Source organism: Paenibacillus athensensis (assembly GCF_004514475.2).
GTDB classification, from domain to species: domain Bacteria; phylum Bacillota; class Bacilli; order Paenibacillales; family NBRC-103111; genus Paenibacillus_AL; species Paenibacillus_AL athensensis.
This window is the reverse complement of sequence record NZ_MYFO02000001.1, coordinates 347,770-366,599: the sequence shown is the minus strand read 5'-3', so window position 1 is coordinate 366,599 and position 18,830 is coordinate 347,770. Positions and strand designations below refer to the sequence as shown.

General features: G+C 58.4%; 16 protein-coding genes. 6 read left to right on the top strand and 10 right to left on the bottom strand.

Annotation, left to right across the window (positions count from 1 at the left end; genetic code table 11):
* Positions 1 to 41 precede the first annotated feature (41 nt).
* Positions 42 to 1,265, bottom strand: a complete 1,224-nt coding sequence (locus B5M42_RS01625; protein ID WP_167689543.1) for a hypothetical protein — start codon at positions 1,263 to 1,265, stop codon at positions 42 to 44.
* 110 nt (positions 1,266 to 1,375) lie between these two features.
* Here B5M42_RS01625 and B5M42_RS01620 point away from each other — a divergent pair, with 110 nt between their 5' ends.
* Complete coding sequence (locus B5M42_RS01620) at positions 1,376 to 2,098, top strand: cupin domain-containing protein (RefSeq protein WP_134748935.1); 723 nt, start codon at positions 1,376 to 1,378, stop codon at positions 2,096 to 2,098.
* Positions 2,099 to 2,261: 163 nt separating this feature from the next.
* Here the strand turns inward: B5M42_RS01620 and B5M42_RS01615 are convergent, their stop codons facing one another.
* Positions 2,262 to 2,759: a metallophosphoesterase family protein gene (locus tag B5M42_RS01615; RefSeq protein WP_134748937.1), complete on the bottom strand. Its 498-nt coding sequence runs from the start codon at positions 2,757 to 2,759 to the stop codon at positions 2,262 to 2,264.
* Between the two features lie 166 nt (positions 2,760 to 2,925).
* Between B5M42_RS01615 and B5M42_RS01610 the strand changes: the two genes are divergently transcribed.
* From B5M42_RS01610 to B5M42_RS01600, 3 genes are all read left to right on the top strand, one after another.
* On the top strand, positions 2,926 to 4,227 hold the full coding sequence (locus B5M42_RS01610; RefSeq protein WP_134748939.1) for an AAA family ATPase: 1,302 nt from the start codon (positions 2,926 to 2,928) through the stop codon (positions 4,225 to 4,227).
* 14 nt (positions 4,228 to 4,241) lie between these two features.
* Positions 4,242 to 5,969, top strand: coding sequence for a vWA domain-containing protein (locus tag B5M42_RS01605; RefSeq protein WP_134748941.1), 1,728 nt, complete (start codon positions 4,242 to 4,244; stop codon positions 5,967 to 5,969).
* Between the two features lie 267 nt (positions 5,970 to 6,236).
* Entirely contained in the window at positions 6,237 to 7,124 is an 888-nt protein-coding gene (locus tag B5M42_RS01600) for a fructose bisphosphate aldolase (RefSeq protein ID WP_134748943.1), read from the top strand.
* 313 nt (positions 7,125 to 7,437) lie between these two features.
* Here B5M42_RS01600 and B5M42_RS01595 read toward each other — a convergent pair whose 3' ends face one another.
* From B5M42_RS01595 to B5M42_RS01580, 4 genes are all read right to left on the bottom strand, one after another.
* The gene (locus B5M42_RS01595) at positions 7,438 to 7,641 is read right to left on the bottom strand and encodes a hypothetical protein (RefSeq protein ID WP_134748945.1); all 204 of its coding nucleotides are present in this window, start codon (positions 7,639 to 7,641) and stop codon (positions 7,438 to 7,440) included.
* Between the two features lie 61 nt (positions 7,642 to 7,702).
* Entirely contained in the window at positions 7,703 to 8,416 is a 714-nt protein-coding gene (locus tag B5M42_RS01590; RefSeq protein WP_134748947.1) for a PIG-L deacetylase family protein, read from the bottom strand.
* Between the two features lie 15 nt (positions 8,417 to 8,431).
* Positions 8,432 to 9,310: a prohibitin family protein gene (locus B5M42_RS01585; RefSeq protein ID WP_134748949.1), complete on the bottom strand. Its 879-nt coding sequence runs from the start codon at positions 9,308 to 9,310 to the stop codon at positions 8,432 to 8,434.
* Between the two features lie 143 nt (positions 9,311 to 9,453).
* The gene (locus B5M42_RS01580) at positions 9,454 to 9,933 is read right to left on the bottom strand and encodes a glutathione peroxidase (RefSeq protein ID WP_134748951.1); all 480 of its coding nucleotides are present in this window, start codon (positions 9,931 to 9,933) and stop codon (positions 9,454 to 9,456) included.
* Between the two features lie 183 nt (positions 9,934 to 10,116).
* On the opposite strand from B5M42_RS01580, the gene B5M42_RS01575 reads away from it, so the two are divergent.
* Complete coding sequence (locus B5M42_RS01575; protein WP_134748953.1) at positions 10,117 to 12,279, top strand: HelD family protein; 2,163 nt, start codon at positions 10,117 to 10,119, stop codon at positions 12,277 to 12,279.
* A 98-nt stretch (positions 12,280 to 12,377) separates the two neighbouring features.
* Complete coding sequence (gene trhA, locus B5M42_RS01570) at positions 12,378 to 13,001, top strand: PAQR family membrane homeostasis protein TrhA (RefSeq protein WP_134748955.1); 624 nt, start codon at positions 12,378 to 12,380, stop codon at positions 12,999 to 13,001.
* Between the two features lie 64 nt (positions 13,002 to 13,065).
* Here trhA and B5M42_RS01565 read toward each other — a convergent pair whose 3' ends face one another.
* The 4 genes from B5M42_RS01565 to B5M42_RS01550 form a co-directional block, all read right to left on the bottom strand.
* The gene (locus B5M42_RS01565) at positions 13,066 to 13,725 is read right to left on the bottom strand and encodes a GDSL-type esterase/lipase family protein (protein ID WP_167689545.1); all 660 of its coding nucleotides are present in this window, start codon (positions 13,723 to 13,725) and stop codon (positions 13,066 to 13,068) included.
* Between the two features lie 76 nt (positions 13,726 to 13,801).
* On the bottom strand, positions 13,802 to 14,707 hold the full coding sequence (locus tag B5M42_RS01560) for a MerR family transcriptional regulator (RefSeq protein ID WP_167689547.1): 906 nt from the start codon (positions 14,705 to 14,707) through the stop codon (positions 13,802 to 13,804).
* Positions 14,708 to 14,992: 285 nt separating this feature from the next.
* Positions 14,993 to 15,739, bottom strand: a complete 747-nt coding sequence (locus B5M42_RS01555) for a metallophosphoesterase family protein (protein WP_134748961.1) — start codon at positions 15,737 to 15,739, stop codon at positions 14,993 to 14,995.
* Positions 15,740 to 15,780: 41 nt separating this feature from the next.
* Positions 15,781 to 18,762 (bottom strand): EAL domain-containing protein, encoded by a 2,982-nt coding sequence (locus tag B5M42_RS01550; RefSeq protein ID WP_134748962.1) that lies wholly within the window; start codon positions 18,760 to 18,762, stop codon positions 15,781 to 15,783.
* Positions 18,763 to 18,830 lie beyond the last annotated feature (68 nt).

Sequence of the window (18,830 nt, the reverse complement as noted above, 5' to 3'; positions counted from 1 at the left end):
CGGCTGCCGCCCTCTTGCGCTTCGCCAACCGCGCTTGCGGGCTACTCGTCGAACTGTCCGCTGACCCGTCCGGTACGGCGGTCAACCTGCAGCCAGTCGAGCGTGGCCGTATGCTCGTCGGTTGCATTATTGCGCACATCCTCGTAGATATGAATGACTACGGTGTCTGCGTCGCTATGGTCGACTTCGCTTTTGAAAATCGAGCCGATATTGCTTGCATCGCGGCGATCGACCGCAACTGACGTCGTATTCGCATGGCCGGTAGCAATATAAAAGGCCTCCTGCTCGCTAAGCGGCTGGCCGCCGTCATCGTCAGGCAGCGCTTCGCCGCTGTCGCGGCGGATGATTAGCGTCTCGATGAAGCGCAAATATTCGTCGCGCCGCAGCGCGGCATATTGCGTGTCGGCGTCGAAGCCGTATGCGGCCAGCTTGGGCCCGAGCGCCTTGCGCGTAATGTCGCTGACGTCGCCGAGCGGCACGAACGCACCGGGTGCCGGACCGTGCAGCACAATCGCTTCCCAGAAATAATCGGGTTGGTCCGCAGCTCCCTTGAACCGCATCAGCACAAGCTTCTGCTCCTTGTCGTTAAGGGCGATTACGGCGGCTTCCAGACCTTCCTTGCGGAAGTCGGCAGGGACATGAGCGGCTTCCGTCAGCTTCGTCCAATAGGGCGACAGGCTTCGTGGCTGTGCCGACAGGTAGTACACGCCCTTAGGCTCGGCGTTCATGCCGCCGTAGCCGAGATCGGGGTAGTCGATGGTCAGGCTGCCTGCTGCAAACGATGCCGTAACGTCGGGATACTGCTCCCGGTCCACGGCCGTGTAAATGCCGTTGACAAGCCGGAAATCACTATCAATGTCCCCGATGTTGTGGGCGAAGCCCCAAGTGACCCAAACGTGAATATGGTACAAGCCGCCGCCCTTGTCCGTGACTTCCGCTTGGCGGACATTCAAGTCGCTGGCTGCCGCGCCGCTATAGATGCCAGCCATCGGCGCGCCGGACGCTTCGGGCGGCTTGGCGCTGGGCGCAGCCGTCTGCTTGGCTGGCGGATCCGCAGAAGGCGGCGCTGTCGTCGCCGGAGCGGCGGAAACTGTAGTCGTCGCCTGCGGAGACGATGTCGCAAGGGGGGTTGCTGTTGCTGTTGCTGTTGCTGTTGCTGTTGCTGTTGCTGTTGCTGTTGCGGGTGCCGGCGTCTCCTGCTGCGCCTGACAGCCGCATACAGCGGCCAGCGCCAGCAGCAGCGCCCAGGTTTTTGTCATGTGCATACGCGGATGCTCCTTCTCGGCTGCTTCTATCATGGGCCATGCCCGGTGCGAATATGTTAGAACAATGAATGTCGGGCCTCGTTTCGAGTCTCGCAAACGGAGGGATGAAAATGGCGGTTTCTTATATGGATTTCAGCTCGCCTTACGTGCAATTTTTCAGCGATGTGAGTCACAATCGATTCTACACGAAAGATCAGGCGAATTATATCAACATACTCGGCGTCCGGCAGCTGAATACGCTGGGCAACCAGTCGCTGCTCGATATTTTTCTCAGTCCGGGCAACGTTGTTGAGCCGCACCTTCACCAGAATGCAACCGAGCTTGTGTATGGCGTCAGCGGGGCCATGACTATCTCGATTCTGAATCCGTTCACCAGTCAGATCGTCAATCAGACGCTGCTGCCCCAGCAGGCCGTGAGCATTCCTCAGGGCTGGATTCACTGGGAGGTGGCCACGGAAGACAATACGCATGTGCTGGCGATATTCGACGCGCCCGCGCCTGAGTACATCGCCATCTCCGATTTCCTGCGCTTGGCCCCGCGTAACGCTCTGGCCCACATTTATTGCCTCAATGAAGCCCAAATCCGCGAAGCGCTTGCGCCGCTGACCGAATCGGCGCTGATCGCTCCGCCGGCAAGCTGTACCGCGTGCCATCAGGCACAGCACTGGCCGTCGCCGGCTGTCCCGGAGCCGCGCAGCGCCCCTGCCGCGCCGTATGCCGCGGTCGGGGATTTGAATGCGCCGTATGCCGCGCCGCCGGTTCGGCCGTCTGGCGCATCTTCAGGCGTCGCGCGGCCGACGATCGGCAACGGCCTCAACTACGGGCAGCCGTGAGCTGCGGCGACGGCTGCGGCTTACGCATGCCGATGCATCAGACGGCCGCATAGATTGACGCCTCGCGGCACACGGCCCGTCGCTTACTCGCCACGACCACGCAGTCCGGCGGCCCCGGCGGCTTTCTTCCGGAGCGAGCGGCAGCCTTCATACGGACTGAGCTTCAGCTTTTGTCGTCGTAAAACGTATGCCAGGCGCGCAGTTCCACTCCCAGCTCGATCAATCCGTAAGAATATCGCGGCTGCCGGCGCTTGTCCGTCGGCGAGCCGGGATTGAACAGCTTCATGCCGGCGATGTCTTGCAGGAACGGAATATGTGAATGCCCGAACACAACGATGTCCGGTTTCTCCGCCAGGAAAGTGTCGCGCGCGCGCTCCTCCGTCGTTTTGCGGAAGCCGTCGCCGTGGACGAGCCCGATCCGCGCGCCGCCGATGTTCAGCAGCTTGCTTCGGCCAAAGCGCGCAATCAGCTCCGCGCCGTCGTTGTTGCCGGCCACCGCCTCGACCGGGGCGATTTGCTCGACGAGCCCGACAACGTGCGGGCTGATCCAGTCGCCGGCGTGTAAAATCAGCGATACGCCTTCGAGTCCCTTCAATAAAGCGTCGGGCAGCTTCTCCGCCCGCGCCGATAAATGTGTATCGGCAATAACGCCAATGCGCATGAGCCGCACTCCTTTATTTTCGATCCAAGCTGACAGATCAAGTGATGTTTTATCAGCATACCATAATCGGCAGAACGCGCCTATAGTTCCCGCGATTCGATGTTTGGGTGGCAATTTGATACAATTATGTATAGCCCCATTCATTTTACAGAAGGAGTCGCTGCCGATGAAGGAAACGATTGCCATTCAAAATAAATTGCGAGAAGCGGCCAGTCATCTGGAGAAACGCTTCATGGAGCGCGAGGAGCTGATTCGCCTGCTGCTGTTGGCGCTGATGAGCGGCGAGCACATTCTGCTCGTCGGGCCTCCCGGCTCGGCCAAGTCGCAGCTGGCCCGCGCCGCTTCACAGCTGTTCGGCGCCGATATCGGCTTCGATTATTTGCTGACCCGGTTTACAACGCCGGACGAGCTGTTCGGGCCGGTATCGCTGCAAAAGCTCAAGGAGGATCAATACGTCCGGCAGACGGACGGGTATTTACCGACGGCGCGGTTTGCTTTTCTCGATGAAATCTTCAAAGCGAACAGTGCGATTTTGAACTCGCTGCTGTCGATATTGAATGAACGGGTGTTTTTTAACGGAAAGCTCAAGCAAGAGGTTCCCCTGCTGTTTTTGATGGCCGCTTCTAATGAACTGCCTGAAGACAACGAGCAGCTGGCTGCGTTGTACGACCGCTTCCTGTTCCGCTACGAGGTCGAATACGTCAAGCAAATCGCCAGCTTCGAGCTGATGTTTCAAGCCCCCTCTTCCCCGCCGCCGGCGTTGTTTACGCCCGAGCTGGTCCGCCAGGTCCGCTATGCGGCCGAGGAGGTGACGATTCCCGAATCGATCGTCTATATGATGTTCCAGCTGAAAACAGCGATGGAAGCCAAGGAATACGTCATTTCCGACCGGCGCTGGCACAAGATCGGCCATGTCTGGAAGGTGTCTGCGGCGATTCACGGCCGCACCGAGGTCGGCGCTTGGGATACGGTGCTGACGCCGCACATGCTGTGGGATTTTCCCGAGGATTTGCCGGAGCTTGCCGGGTTGTTCGATGGGGTTTTTCAGGAGCTGCTGAAACGGGAAATGGAACAGGAGCTGCCGCTGTCCCGCTATCAGCAAACGACGCAAAAATGGCTCGACAAGGTTGACGAGCTGCACGCCTTCCAGTTCAAGCGCGAGGTTGGCGGTTCGTTGAACAAGGACGCGGCGGAGCGGCTCAAGGCTTCGCTGGAGACATGCCGGTCGGAGCTGGAGGAGACGGCGCGCTCGCTGCGCGGCAGGCTGATCGCTTGGCAGGAAAAGGAAAAGCAGCTGCCGCAGTGGGTTGCGGGTCAAAGCGTGTTTGTGCTCCATCCGGATTTGTATGCGGTCAAATTTACGCATTTGCGCATTCAGGGCGAACGGCAGCTGCAAGCTGTACAGGGGCTGTACCGCACGTTGTTCGATAAGGAAATTCCCGGCATCCACTACGATTACACGCTGTAAGAAGGGCGGTCGTCATGATCATTCGGAGCACGCGCGTTGACCGCTATGTGTTTGAAGGCTATGTCCACTCCTCCCGCGTGGCGCAGGAATGGATGCGTGAAGCGGCCCGGCAGGCGCCGTGGTTCGGGCTGGAGCTGTTTGCCGATTTTTTCATGTGCTTTTATTTGGTGAAGCCGGAGCCGGACGGCGGCTCGGAGGATGCGCCCTTCCACCGCTGGCTGGTGCTGACGCTGCTCAAGCAGCACTTCTATATGACGATTCATCCGCGAACGGTCGGACAGGTCAATGCTTCCTTCAAAACAGCGCTCAAGGCGCTGATGTGGCTGGCCGAATCGTATGAAGCCGAGACGTTGCGGCGCAGCAAGGAGCAGCGGCAGCTCGGGATCGGCCTCGATCAAAAGCAGATGACCAGCGGCGCCGAAGCGGCGACCGTCAGCGACGCGTTGACGGACAAGCAGCTGGAAAAGCTAAGGCTTGTCGGTTATACGCTGCAAATGGGCAAAAAAACCGTCGAGGACAAGCAAGCTGAAGCCGACTCCCGCCCGCTTGTCGCTGAAGAAATCCGCGCTTTGCGCGAGCGCATCCGCGAGCTGCAGGAGCAAATGCGCACGGAATTCATGAAGCGTGACAAGCTCAAGACCAGGCTCCGCAAGGCCGAGGAGGAGCTGGAGCGGCGCGAGCGGCAGATGGCGCGGATGACGGAGCGTGAAGCGGCGGCGATGCAAGCGATTGAAGACGAGCTTGGCGACTGGCTGAGCCGTTCGCTGAAGGCGTCGCTGTCCGTCGAGGACGCCGACAGCTTCGACGTGCACGCGCTGATGCAGATTAGCCAGCGGCTGGCCAACCGCCGCTGGGGCAGCGAGCTGGGCAAGCTGCGCCGCCAGACGTTCGAGCAATATATGCTGTGGGTAGACAAGCTCAAGCGCAGCAAGGATTTGCTGGCGTTTTTGCAGGAGGTCGGCCGCACTGTCCACCGGCTCAAGGTGAAGCGCCGCCAAATACGCACTTCCTACACGCCTGAGGCGTTTGACGATTTGCGGCAGTCCGGGGATATCGCCTACCTGCTGCCCAGTGAAGCCAGTTTGCTGGCCGACGACGATTTCGAGCCGTATTTTCTGGTGAAATGGCTGGAACGCAAGCTGATGACCTACAGCGTCAGCGGCGTCGACGAGCAGCCGCAAACGGGTCCTGTCATCTGCATGCTCGACACGTCGCATTCGATGCGCGGCGCGAAGCTGCGGCTGGCCCAGCTGTTTGTCGCAACGTTCGCTTCGTTTGCGTTGCTGGAGCGGCGCGATTTCGCGCTGCTGCTGTTCGGCGCCAAGGGCGAGCTGATCGAGCATGTGCTGTACCATAAACGCCCGGATTGGGAGCGTTTTTACGGGTTTGCGCAGCTTGCTTTCGGCGGCGGCACGTTTTTTGATGCGCCCATCCGCCGCGGCATCGAGCTGGTGCGGACGAGCAGCCGCTTTGCCGGCGCCGACTTCGTGATGGTGACCGACGGCGTCGGGCAAATTACGCCGCCGGTCCGCGAGGAGCTTGCCGAGTTGGGCGCGCGCCAGCACGTGCGGTTGCATACGCTGATTGTCGGCTCGGCGCGCCAGCATCTGGCGCAGCGCTACGACATTCTCGGCGTGTCGCACGAGGTGCGCTTTGCGGCGGCTTGGGATACGCAGGATGCAGCCAAGGACGAGCTGCTGCTCGACGTCTTCGCTTCTGCCAGCGGTGTCCGACCGCGTTAAAGCAGCAGCGACGCGCACGTCGAGCGGCTCGTGGCTGCCGGTCCGTATGCCTGATCTGCTCGCGGTGCGCGGGTCGATCATTGCGCTTCCCCGCCCAGCTGTCCGCTCATGCAGCGCGCTCTGACAGCCGTGCGCTGCCGGCAATCCGGGGCTGCGCGGGCAAGCTGCCCACGGCGCGAAAGACCAGCTAGCGGCGCAGGTTTTCCATTACGACACGATTTGATGTACACTATTGAAAAAAGGAAATTTCAAGGAGGTTTTTTGCAGATGAATAACAAGCAACTGGAACGTATTCGTACAGGTCAGGGCTTCATTGCAGCGCTCGACCAAAGCGGCGGCAGTACGCCAAAGGCGCTGCAGCAATATGGCATCGAGTCGGACCGCTACAACGGGGATGAAGAAATGTACGCTCTTGTTCACGCGATGCGCACGCGCATCATCAAAAGCCCTGCATTTGATGCCCAATACATTCTCGGCGCAATTTTGTTCGAGAACACGATGGACCGGCAGATCGACGGGTTGTTTACAGCCGATTATTTGTGGGAGCAAAAAGGTATCGTGCCCTTCTTGAAGGTCGACAAAGGCCTTGCGGATCAAGAAAACGGCGTGCAATTGCTCAAGCCGATGCCGGAGCTGGACGATTTGCTGCAGCGTGCGGTTCAGCGCAACGTATTTGGCACGAAGATGCGTTCCGTCATCCACGAAGCGAATCCGGAAGGCATTCGCCAGGTCGTGGAGCAGCAATTCGAGCTGGGCAAGCAAATTTGGGCAGCCGGTCTTGTCCCGATCATCGAGCCGGAAGTCGACATCCACAGCGCCGACAAGCTGGAATCGGAGCGGCTCTTGAAAGCCGAAATCCTCAAGCAGCTGGCTGCGCTTGAGCCCGATGTCACCGTCATGCTCAAGCTTTCAATTCCGAGCGAGGATAATTTCTACCGCGAGCTGATGGACGAGCCGCATGTGGCCCGCGTTGTCGCTCTTTCCGGCGGCTACGAGCGCGAAGAAGCCAATGAGCTGCTGGCCCGCAATCATGGCTTGATTGCCAGCTTCTCCCGCGCATTGGCGGAGGGCTTGTCCGATCAGCAATCGGACGAGCAATTCAACGAGCTGCTGAGCGGCACGATCCGCTCGATTTATGAGGCGTCGATTACCTGATCAGAACCGTATTTCCGGCCCGCGCTCAATGGCGCGGGCTTTTGCGCGTTTTTGCGCGGCTTGCGGCCGGTTCTCCACGCGCACAGCTTGGCCCACAGCCTGCAAGCGCGTTTGTTGCGGCAGTTCTTCGCCCTCTGAGGGCAACGTCTGCTTGAACAACAACAACAGCGGCAGCCCGGAAGGAAATGCTTCGCTTCCTGGACTGCCGCTGCTTGGGCATTTATTACTTATTGATCTTGATCGATGCGTCTAACCGTCTGTCGGAGATTCACGGGCAGCGGGTTTGCCGACCGGCAAATCCGTCACAGCCGGTTCAACGCCCCGTCAGCTCCTTGATCGTAAGGAGTGACACGCCGGTCTGATGGTAAACCTCCATCAGTGACGCCCGCGGATGAGCGAGTACATACGCTTTCACCTTGCGCGAATCGTCCAGCAAAAGCTGCGAGCAGGATTTGCAGCGTTTTTCGTAAGCGGTGAGAAATATTCGGCCGCATTGGATACAGTTGCAAAGCGACATGCGTCTCGCCCCCCGTCCGTCTGACTTCTTTGCTAGAAGCATTCGACGGCGATTGGCGGTTTCAGGGGGTCGCTTGCAAAATCTGTGCGAGCAGCGCCGGTTCATCGGCTTGCGGCCAGTCGCGCCCGTCCCGCCAGCGCAAAGCGAACGCTTCATAACGTACGCGTTCAGGGGCTTCCGGGCCCAGCGGGCCGAAGTAGCGCTCGATAGCTGCGGCTTGCGATTCGTGCGCGCGCAGAGCGGCGGCTTTCATCGGCCAATCGGGCGCGGTGTCGAGCTGCAGGGCCGGCTGAACGTCTGTCTCGCGCAGCGCGCCGGCGTAGATCTGATACAGCTCACGCACGCAAGGGCAGCGGCCGGACACTACAGCAGCCGTTGCCGCTGCGGAAATCGCTCGATGGTCGGGATGCCCGTTGCCGCCGTCAGCGGGAAACGTCACGACAATTTGCGCGTCCGTGGCGTTGACAAATGCCGCAACGTCTTCCGCGAGCGTCTCGCGGTCGACCTCGGCCAGCTTGCCGTCGGGCCGGCGCAGGTAGTCGACGCGCGACACGCCGAGAATTGCCGCTGCCCGGGCCATCTCCGCTTCCCTGCGCACGCCGAGCTCGGCTGGCGACAGCTCTGCAAACGGACCGTTGCGTCCGGCGTCGCCGCTCGTCGCCAGCAGCAGCGCCGACTGCGCCCCACGGTCCGCGAGACGGCGAATCAGCGCTGCGCTCAAAAACGTTTCGTCATCAGGATGCGCATAAACAAAGGCGATGGATGCAGCCCTCATCGGCTCCTTCCCCTTTTACGGACTGCTCGGGCCAGACGACGCGCTTGATCCGGCTGCGCCGCTGCCTAGAGAATTCAAGTCAATGAATGGCGTAGCGCCGCCGGTAACGGTCGGCAGCCGTCCGTCCCATTTTTCCAGCGCCTTCTCCTGCACCTCGATCTGCTTGAGCTGGACGAGCTCGGGCGTGACCTCTAGCTTTTTGAGCTTGAGCGACTCGGCTTCGGCTTGCGCCTGCGCGACCTTTTGCTGCGCTTCGATCTGCACGCGCTTCAAATCGTTTTCTGCCTTGAGCGCCTGCTGCTGCGCGACCTGCTTCGCTTCAATCGACTGGTTGAACGCATCGGAGAATTTGAAGTTGACGATGTTGATGTCGTTGACGACAAGATCATATTTCAGCATCCGTTTGGTCAGCGCGTCATGAATTTCCGTCGCGACGACGTCGCGCTTGGCGATCAGATCTTCGGCGGCATAGCGTGCCGTCACTTCCTTGACGATTTCCTGAATGGCCGGGGAAATAATAACTGCGTCGAAATTGCCGCCGATATTGTTCATCAAATTGTAGGCCGACGCCTTGTTGATCGAATAGTTGACGGCGACGTGCGTCGATACCGGCTGCAAATCCTTGGACGACGCCGAGGTGTCCGACTCGGCCTTGGTGACTTGCGTATTGACCTGAATAATCGACTGCACGAACGGAATTTTGATGTGCACCCCCGGATTCAGCACCTCGTCAGTCAGCTTGCCGAACGTTTTGTACAAGCCGACATTGCCGTACTGTACGGTAGAAAAGCTGTTGACGGCGACAATCAGTACGACCAGTCCAATCGCGGCTGACGTGATGATCCGTCCGACCGGCGCCTTTCGCGGTATTTTCGCGTTTAATGGAGTTTCCATATTCGCTCCCCTCTCCCTGATCGGGCTCAAGATTACATGATCATTGTAGCATATTGGTGACATGTTTGTTTCATGCGACAAATATAGCCGGAAACGCCGGATTTTTCCGGCGCTCCTTCCACCTGCAAGCGCAAAGCTCGGGGTTAAGGCAGCAGTGCTTCAATGTCGGCGGCGATGGCGGCAGGCTCGGTGGGCGCGCTGTATCGCCTCACCACATGGCCTTCGGCGTCGATCAGGAATTTGACGAAATTCCATTCAATATCGCCGGTACGGTAAGGCTCGGGCGCATGATTGACCAGATACGTGTACAGCGGGTGCGCATGGTCGCCCTTCACATCGATTTTGGAAAACAGGGGGAAACTGACTTTGTAGTTCAGCTCGCAAAAGCTTTTGATCTCCTCATCGGTTCCCGGCTCTTGGCCGGCAAACTGGTTGCACGGAAAGCCCAGCACGGTAAAGCCCCGATCGGCGTACTGCTCATAAAGCTCCTGAAGCCCCTTGTAATGCGGCGTCAAGCCGCAGGCGCTGGCCGTATTGACGATCAGCAGCACCTTGCCCTTGTAATCGGCCAGCGATTGGCTCCCGCCGTCGATGGTCGTTACAGTAAAATCGTACACAGACATCGTTTCGTCTCCTTTTTCACAGTTCATAAAATAGGCGTCAAGCTCGCTTCCATTATAACATGCCCGCTGCCCGGTCCCCAAGCGCTGCAGGAAAAAGTTGCCTGTGGCTGCCCTCTATGCTATAGTTGTTATTCTGTCTTTTCAAAAGATCCTTATATGAGCAATCTTAGGAGGTAACTGATCTTGGACACAAAGACTCAAAGTGCCTATCAAGAGGAATTGCAGCAATTGGAAGCGACCGGCCGTGAAATCGACCGGCGATTGGCCGAGCTGAATGCCGCGCCCGTCTATCACGGGACGGATTTAACTGAGCAGGTGCTCGAATCGGTGCGCGAGCATAGCCGGCGCAGCTTGAGCAAAGCCGTCGAGGAGCCGTATTTCGGCCGGCTGGATTTCGCCGAGGAAGGCGCGGGCGAGCCGTCGCCGCTGTATATCGGCAAAGCCGGCGTCGAAGACGAACGGACGGGCAAGCTGCTGGTCGTCGATTGGCGGGCTCCGGTCGCCAGCTTGTTTTATTCATTTACCGGCGGTCTGGACCCGGCCTCCTACGAATCCCCGGACGGCGAAGTGGCCGGGCTCGTCTATTTAAAGCGCAATCTGGTTATTCGCAAAAAGATTTTGCAGCGGGTTGTCGACACGTTCGACCGCAGCGGCGATTCGCTTGGCGCACACGATGAATTTCTGCTCTACCGGCTGGGAGAAAACAAGGATAACAAGCTGCGGGACATCGTCTCCACGATTCAGGCCGAGCAGGACCGCATTATCCGCGCTGGCAAAAATACAGCACTTTTCATACAGGGCGTTGCCGGCAGCGGTAAAACGACGGTGGCGCTGCATCGGCTCGCCTATTTGCTCTATCAGTACCGCGAGCAGGTACGTGCCGAACGGATGATTATTTTTGCCCCGAACCGGATGTTTCTGGACTATATTTCCGGCGTCTTGCCCGAGCTGGGCGTCGGCAGCATTCAGCAAAGCACGTTCACGGATTGGGCGCTGGAGCTGCTTGAGCACGAGGTCAAGCTGGCCGATCCGGCGCAGTCGCTGGCCGTCTGGTTTGCCGAAAGCAGCAAGCGCCCGCCGCTCGACGATACGGCCCCGGGCCGCTTCAAGGGTTCGATCGTTTTTCGCGATCTCGTGGAGCGCTGCCTGGACCTGTTCGAAGCCGCTTATGCACCGGAGAGCGATTTCACGCCTTGGGAGGGCGCAAGACTGAAGCTGGCGACGATCCGCGACTGGTTTTTCGTGGAGAATCGCCACTATCCGCTGGCCAAGCGCCGCGAGCGCGTCGCGGCCCGCATCAAACGCTGGCTGGAGATGGAGCTGGATAAAATCAGGGAAGCTTCGCGCAAGAAGGAATTGAAGAAAAAAGCTTCTGCCCGACTGCGCGCCTATTTGCAGGCTTGGCCGGAGGTGACGCCGCTTAGCTTTTATAAGCTGCTGTTTGACAGCAGCGGACGCCCGGCCAGCTTGCCGGCTGAGCTGTTCGCCGCTATTCCGCCCGAGCTTGCCGCAGCTACGGCCAAGGGGCTGAAAAAGAAGCTGGCGGCTTTGGAGGATCTCGCTCCCCTTGTTTACATTCATACCCGTCTGCACGGAATTTCCGCTGACGCAATGTTCGATCATACGGTGATCGACGAAGCGCAGGATTTTTCGCCCTTTCAGGTGTCCGTGCTCGACCAATACACGCGAAATCAGTCGTTTACGATTCTTGGCGATTTGAGCCAAGGGATTCACGCCTATCAGGGCATCGTTGCCTGGAGCGAATTTCTCGATTTGTTTGCCGGCCGGGAAAGCGGTTATTTCGAGCTGGAACGCAGCTACCGTTCGACAATGGAAATTATTCAGTTTGCGAACGGCGTGTTGCAGCGCGGCGTAGATCGCCCGCTGCTCGCCGTACCGGTATTCCGAAGCGGCGATCCGGTCCGCCTGCTCGTCTCGCCGTCGGGTGAACGGCTTGATGCGCTGCTTTATGCCGTTCAGCGGCTGCGCGCTGGCAGCGCTTCGACGATTGCCGTCATGGCCCGCACGGAAAAACAATGCGAGGAGATCAGCGCCTGTCTGGCCGCGGCCGGCATTGAGGCGAACCTGATCACAGCGGCGCATCGCGAATACCGCGGCGGCTTGTCCGTCCTCCCGGTATATTTGGCCAAGGGGCTGGAGTTTGATGCAGTGCTGCTGGCCGATGTGACGGCGCGCGGCTATGCATTAAATCTGCTGGACACCAAGCTGCTGTACGTCGGATGCACGCGGGCTTTGCACGAGCTGTGGCTGGTCGCTGCCGGCGAGTTGTCGCCGCTGGTCCACACGGCGGACTGTGTGCAGGAGCCTTGGCCGGCGGCGTTGTAGGCTGCCGTGGCGAAATGCACCATGAATGAAGGGCTCTCCCTTCCCTTGCCGTCTAATTAGTCAGGACCGTGTTCAACGGCCGGAAAGAAGGAAAGGTCATGGAATACACACTCCGCGAGGAAAAAGCAAACGCGATTACGCACGGGCTCGGCGTTCCGCTAAGCGCAGCGGCTCTGGCCGCGTTGACCTTACAAGCGGCGCTGGGCGGCGACGGCTGGCACCTGGCCGGGGCGATTGTGTTCGGCGCAGCGCTGCTGCTGCTTTACGTATGCTCCACCCTGCTGCACAGCATGCGCAACCCACGGCTGAAGGACGTGTTCGAAGTGCTGGATCACGCGGCGATATATGTGCTGATTGCCGGAACCTATACGCCGTTTTTGCTGGTGACGCTGCGCGGGCCGCTGGGGTGGAGCTTTTTTGGCGTCATCTGGGGTCTGGCCGCAACGGGCATTGTGCTCAAGCTGTTTTATGTCAAACGATTTGTGCTGCTGTCGACGCTGGCCTACATTGCGATGGGCTGGCTGATCGTACTGGCGTTCAAGCCGCTGGTGGCGGGCTTGCCTACGGGCGGTATCGCCTGGCTGGTCGCCGGCGGGATTTTGTACACGTTTGGCAGCTTGTTTTATGTATGGCGCCGCGTCCCGCATCATCACGCTGTCTGGCACGTTTTTGTGCTGGCGGGCAGCGCTGCGCATTTTATCGCGATTTATTGCTACGTTTGAAAAGTATCGACACCAAAAAAGCACGTCGGGTCCGCTTCAGGAGCCTTGCGTGCTTTTGTGCTGTTTACAGCCGGCCAAGCAGCCGCCTTAGCAGCTCGTCGGGTAACGCTTGTGCGAGCCGGTCGGCAATGGCCGCATAGCCCAACTGATTCGGATGAATGTAGTCTTCGGATAAGTAGTCGCCCGTTCGCCCTTCGAATGCCCGCTTGATCTGAACGACGCGGACGTGCGGCTTGCGCAGCTTGCGCAAAAACAGGTTAAACCGCCCCACCCAATAAGCGGCATCCGCGACCTGCGGCAGCGGGTCGTACAAGCCGATCAGCACGATCAGGCGCGGCTGGGCGGGCGAATTGCGCAAGCTTTCGATGCGGGCGAGCAGCTTGGCGTAGTTAACGGCATACGTGTGCAGCGCATGCTTCAAATGATCGGTATTATTGCTGTAAAAATAAGGGATGGCCGCTTGGATCAAATCGTTGCCCCCAGCCGTCACGGTAATCAGGCTGGCTTCTTTGATTTGCTCCTGCAGCTTGGGGTCATTCTCCAGCGTCGCCAGCTGCTGGCCGGTTGTCGCGCCGGTTCTGCCGGCATTCACCAGCTGCACAGGCGTCTTGAGCGCTTGCTCCGCCTGCTTGCGAAATAGCGGTACGAAGCCTCCGCCCGGCGGCGCGCCGTAGCCTACGGTTAATGAATCTCCCCACGCGACATAATGGATCGTCTTCTCCACCGTAATCCTCTCCCCGAAGCTGTGACGTAGTACCAGTGTATGCAGGAGCGCCCAGATTGGGAATGTCCGGGTCGAGTTAGCCGCGGAAATTTTTCACGTGCTGCTCAAACCACTCCCGCCAGCTTTCGTGAGTTGCGTCCAGCACAAAGCGCTGCAGCTTGCTTCCCAAACTGCCGGCCGCCTGCCCGCCGAGCACAAAGCGCAGCCTTGGAAACTTCCGGGTTAATCCTTCAATGATTTGCAAGCAATCCGCCACGCTTTCTTCGCGCGTCACGGAGATGCTGACGATGGAAATGTCCTTGGCGGCAATCAGCTCGACCAGTCCGTCGAACGGCGTGTCCGGTCCCAAATAGAGCACCTCGACATGGTTCTGTCGCAGAAATAACGTGAACAGCAGCAGCCCGATCTGATGATGCTCGCCCGGCGGGCAAAACGCCAGCACATGCGGCAGCGCCGGGTCAACGGGAAAGAGACGGAAAAATTGGAAAAATCGCTGGGTGACGAATTGACTGACCAGATGCTCCTGCGCGACGCTAAGCCGTCCGCCCTCCCAATCCTCGCCAACGCGCCGCATCAGCGGAGCGAGCACTTGAATAAACAGCTCCTGATAGGCAAACATCGAAAAGCCGATTTCAAGCAGCCGATTCGCTTCATCGACGCGAAACGCGGCCAGCGCTTCGTAGAGCTGTTGGATCAGCTTTTCAAAGGAAAGGGCAGGCTGCGGCTGTGACTTCCGCGGAGGCGTTCCTTGCTCGCGTCTCTGCTTGCTTTCCCTTAGCTGCTGCACAGCCTGGCTAATAGTGATGCCTTGCAGCTCGGTTTGCTGCTTGAGCCAGCGCAAATCTTCGATGTCGCTTTCCGAGTAAAGCCGGTAACCGCTTTTGGAACGCAGCGGCGACACTGCCCCATAGCGCATTTCCCAGGCACGGATTGTCGTTGCGGGAATGTGGGTCATAGTTGAAACTGCCTTGATGTTGTACATTCGCTTCAAGCTTCTCCTTCCGGCTTTAACCATTTACGATAATTTCCTGATCTTGCTTATTATAGACTGTTTTGGAGTTAAATTCTACGAATATTGTACAAAGATTGTACAGAGTTGATAAAAAAAAGCCCGCCGATAAGGGAGGCTTCCGGGTCGCCTATGTGGATCGGGCGCAAGCCGTTCATGCCGCGAAGCCGTAAATGCGCCCCCCTCATAAGCCGGATCGGTCAGACGGCGGAGCCAGCACAGCGCGGGAGCGACAGCGCTTTTTTGAATCAAAGCCCGTTACTTCCGCTGTTCCCGGACGTTAGCCGGCACAGCGAACGTGTCGTACGCGCCATCCTCCCCGATGGCCAGTGCGTTGAGCTGCAGCCCGCTGGAGCAGCCGCCGTCCACGCCGATTTTGTCGCCTCCGAACCAAATATCGGGTTTGCCGTGCAAATCGACCGTTTTGGTATGGCCGAACACGACGACTTTGGCCACATGCGTCGGGTGGCGATAAAATGATTCCTTGATATACATAAACTGCCGGACGGGCTGCCTGCGCCAATCCGGATAAGCCGGATCGAGTCCCGCATGTACAAAAATATGGTTAGGTCCCTCAAAATAGTAAGGCAAGCCCTGTAAAAAGGCGATATGCTCGGCGTAATCGGTTTGCAGCGTGCGCCGCAGATCGGGCAACCGCTCGCTCAGCTCGCGTTCATTCGACAGATCGTCCTCCAGATAGCTTTGAGCCGTCGCTTTGCCGCCGTGCTGCATGAACTTGGCAACAGCCGCTGTGTCCTTGCTGCGCGCAATATCCAGCAGCCGCTGATCGTGATTGCCGCGCAGCGCGACCACGCCTTCCTGGCGGACCATGCGCCGCACCAGATCGACGACTTCCTTGCTCTGCGGGCCCTTATCGACAAAGTCGCCCAGCAGAATGAGCTGGTCGTGCTGCGGGTCGTAGCCGCAACGCGCAAGCAGCGCCCGGAAGGGCTGCAAGCAGCCGTGAATATCGCTGATCACCAGCGTTCTTTGTTTTTTCTTCATAAGCGCTTCGCCCTTTCTCTTCAGATGCCGGTTTCCCCTGCTCAGGCTTGCAAAAATCGCTGAAAATCGCCAAAAGGCAGCGGTTTGGCAATGTAGTAGCCTTGGACGAGGCTGCACGCCATTTCGCGGATAATCTCGTATTGCTCTTCGGTTTCTATGCCTTCGGCGCAGCTTTCCAGCTTCAAGCCGCGGGTAAGTCCGACGATTGTGCTGAAAATCGCCCGGTTGGCGTCTTGTTGGGCCATGTCCTTGACGAAGGAGCGATCGATTTTGATCCGATGTAGAGGCAGCATCTTCAACAGCGACAGCGAAGAGTTGCCTGTGCCGAAATCGTCAAGCGCGATTTTGATGCCGCAGTCCATCAGGCAACGCAGCTGCCGAATGGTCAATTCCAGATTCTGAATGGCTGCCGTTTCGGTCAGCTCCAGACAGAGCAGGTGCGGCGGCAGGCCGCTTTCCTCCACAATCTCCCTCACCCGGCTGACAAAATCCGCCTCCATGAAATCGAGCGCCGAAATATTGACTGACACCAGCATCGGGGCAAACCCGGCATCCAGCAGCCGTTTATTGTCCAGACACGCAGTACGGAGTACCCAAGCTGTGATGGCATTAATCAGGCCGGTTTCTTCGGCCAACGGGATAAAGCTCATTGGCGGGACCGCGCCGAGCTCCGGCGAGAACCAGCGAATCAGCGCCTCCATGCCGATCACCTGCTCGCCCTTGACATCGTATTGCGGCTGGTAATACAATTCGAATTCGCCAGAATCAAGCGCGCCGCGCAGGCAATTCTCCATGCGGAGCTTGTCCCGCGATACGACGCTCATCTGCTCACGGTAAATCTGGATGCGGTTTTTACCGGTGCTTTTCGCCTCGTACATGGCAATGTCGGCATTGCGCACCAGCGTCTCGTGATCTTGGCCGTGCTCCGGATACAAGCTCACGCCCATGCTGCAGGTGACGTGAACGGAGTGGCCATTCAGCATATGACGCGTGCTGAGGGCGGCGAAGATGCGTTCGGCAATCCGCAGCGGCTCCTGCGGATCGGTTACATACGGGCAAAGCAAGATGAACTCGTCGCCGCCAAGCCGGGCAACGGTATCCTCCGGCCGCAGCTGCTCCGTAATAATGGCCGCAACGCGTTGCAGCAGCAAGTCGCCCGCCGTATGACCAAGGCTGTCGTTGATCAGCTTGAATCGGTCGAGATCGAGCAGCATCAAGGCAAATGAAGCCCCGGTGCGCTCGATTTGCTTGTCGATACGCTCATTGAAATAACGGCGGTTGGGCAGATCGGTCAGCGCGTCGTGATAGGCGATGTAACGGATGCGCTCTTCCGCTTCCTTGCGCTCGGTGATATCGCGAATAGATCCGATCATCCGCACGGGCTGCTTGTCTGCGTCGCGCACGACTTCACCGGCGGCTTCGACCCAAATGTACGACTGTTCATCGCTGAGCAGCCGAAATTCCGTATGAAACGGCTCGTTGTCGGACAAGTGCAGGTTAAACTGCTCCTGCAGCCCTTCGATATCATCAGCATGAATCCGCCCGAAAAAATCGCGAGTGGTCATCGTCGTATCTCCGCCCGTGCTGAGCATGCGCAGGATTTTACGATTCCACGCTATCGTATTGGAAGCCAGATCCCAGTCAAAAATGCCGTCGTTCGTCGTTGAAGAAACAATCTCCAGCCGGGTTTCGCGTTCGCGCGCATTTTCGTACATCACTTCGCGCTCCAGCGCGTAAGCGAGCAAATCGAGACTATGCGTCATCGTATCGTATTGATAATTGCTGGTGCGGTTTTTGTCGTTCACCTTGCCGATCAGCAGGATAAAGCCCCAATTGCGAGCTTCCGTGCGAATTGTGTAGATCGACAAGACCTCTTCGTCGGTCAGCATATCGTAGACGGAAGACGGCGGGAAGGTGCCTTCCTCGTACAGCTCTCCTTTTTGCAGCACCGGCTCCATTTTTTTACTGTAAACGCTCTCAACCTGCAGCCGTCCTTCTGCGGACCATAACGCCAAACAGCCCCATGTATATTCCGTTGACGACAGCCAGGACAAATCCTTGATATTCTGGGAATTGGCCTTGACCAGATCGCGTCCGATCTGATGATTGCGCTGGATGACGCTCGACAGGTAGTCGATCGTCTCCAATCCGTTCTGGTGAATCTCGACCAGTCCTTCGCTCGGATTGACCGGCTCGCAGCCGCAGGAATGGCGCAGCACCAGCGAAGCGGTTTCAGAGAAAATGTGCCGCGCCCCCGCTGTAGGCAGCCCTTCGATCTCCTCCAGCAGGCGGGACGCCATCCGCATGCCGCGCCCGAACAGCGGCTGATTGACCGACGATAGTGAAATACGGCGGGCCAGATCCAGATTGTCGAAGCCGATGACGGCGATGTCCTCTGGGACCCTCTTGCCCCAGCGCCGCAGCACGTCCATCAAGCCGATGGCGACCATATCGGAACTGGCGGTCACTGCCGTGAGCGGGAAGCCGCGACGGCGCATTTCTGCAGCAGCCGCGACGCCGCTCTCTTCCCACAAGCTGTCGACTTCGTAAATGCGGATCGGATCAACGGGAATGCCGTGCTCTTCCAGCGCGCGAATGTAGCCATGAAAGCGATCGACGCTCTCCGGATTGATTTTTGTATAAATGCAAGCGATTTCGCGATGTCCGTGCTCAATCAGATGTTTGGTCGTCATATACCCACCCAGCACGTTGTCCAGCAAAAAAGTGGTCGCTGCGCCGAAATCGCTCAGATTGGGCGTGCAGATGATCGGCTTTTGCATCAGCTCAATTCGCTTGACGTATTCCTTGTCGGTTACCGCGTTGAGGATGATGATCCAGCCGTCGATATAGTCCGCGGCCAAATGCCATTGATAGGTTACCTTGGACATGATGGAATCCATCGTTTGAATCAGCACGAGATTGGCATGCTGCTCTACCGCGATTTGATGGATGCCCTGGAGAATGCCGTTGAAGTAAAAACCGTCCAGCAACGGGCTCAAAACGCCGATTGTCCGTTTTTTCATTGTGCTGCTCTCACCCTCTTTTGAGCATCTGAACCTTCCGATAGCTTAATTACTTCGCAGCCCAAAGA